This is a genomic window from Noviherbaspirillum sp. ST9 (assembly GCF_048799745.1).
Classification (GTDB): domain Bacteria; phylum Pseudomonadota; class Gammaproteobacteria; order Burkholderiales; family Burkholderiaceae_D; genus Noviherbaspirillum.
Genome location: NZ_JBLWFR010000052.1, coordinates 1 through 833 on the forward strand (window position 1 = coordinate 1; position 833 = coordinate 833).

An 833-nucleotide genomic window follows, 5' to 3' on the forward strand; every position below is an offset into this window, starting at 1 on the left:
ATGAAGAATGCAGGATAGCTGCCTGCAAGGATCCCCGTGAACAGGATGAAGCCGATAAACGAAATCCAAAAGAGGGACCATTCAAAAGGGACAGACAGCCTTGTTCCAATGATGGAGTTGAATGTCGGCAGACTTACCTGTACCAGGGCGAGAGCAATGAACCCTGCGAAAAATGCGATCAGGATAGACTCCAGAAGGAATTGAGAAATAATATATGAGGAGGGAGCCCCTGATACCTTTCTGATACCAACCTCCCGAGCTCTTTTCTCACTTCCTGCAGTACTAAGATTCATGAAATTTATGCAAGCTATTAAAAGTATGAACGCCGCTATAACTCCGAAAAGTCTGATAGTTTCTATGCGTCCTCCTATTGCTTTGCCGTTTTCGAATCGCGCCCAGAGTCGCCATTTTGCAGAAGGGAAGAGAAACGCTTCATTATCGTCGGGGTCTTTTGTGTGCCTTCTATAGATGTCCTTTATCTTTGCATTTAGCACTTTGGCTGAAGCATTGGGACGCAGTTCGATGAAAGTCTGGAAATTGTAATTCCACCAGGTGGGCCGCTCCTTGCCTTCTTTTTCCTGGTACTTCCAGGGTAACAAATACTCAAACCCAAATTGCGTGTTTGGTGGAAGGTCTTTCAAAACTCCCGTCACCTGAAAATTATCCTCATTATCGATCCTGATTATTTTATTGATCGGGTCCTCGTTTCCGAAAATTCTTTTTGCCGCCGATTCTGTAATAACTATAGAGTTGTTGCCTTTTAGCGCCGTAGCTGCATCCCCCGCAACCAGCGGAAAACTAAACATTTTCAGAAAAGCAGCATCAGTGATAGT

General features: G+C 44.7%; 1 protein-coding gene. It reads right to left on the bottom strand.

Going from position 1 to position 833, the window contains the following annotated elements:
* Positions 1-833, bottom strand: an 833-nt coding sequence (locus ACNOHI_RS24680; protein WP_420477375.1) for an ABC transporter permease, incomplete at both ends; no start/stop codon positions are given.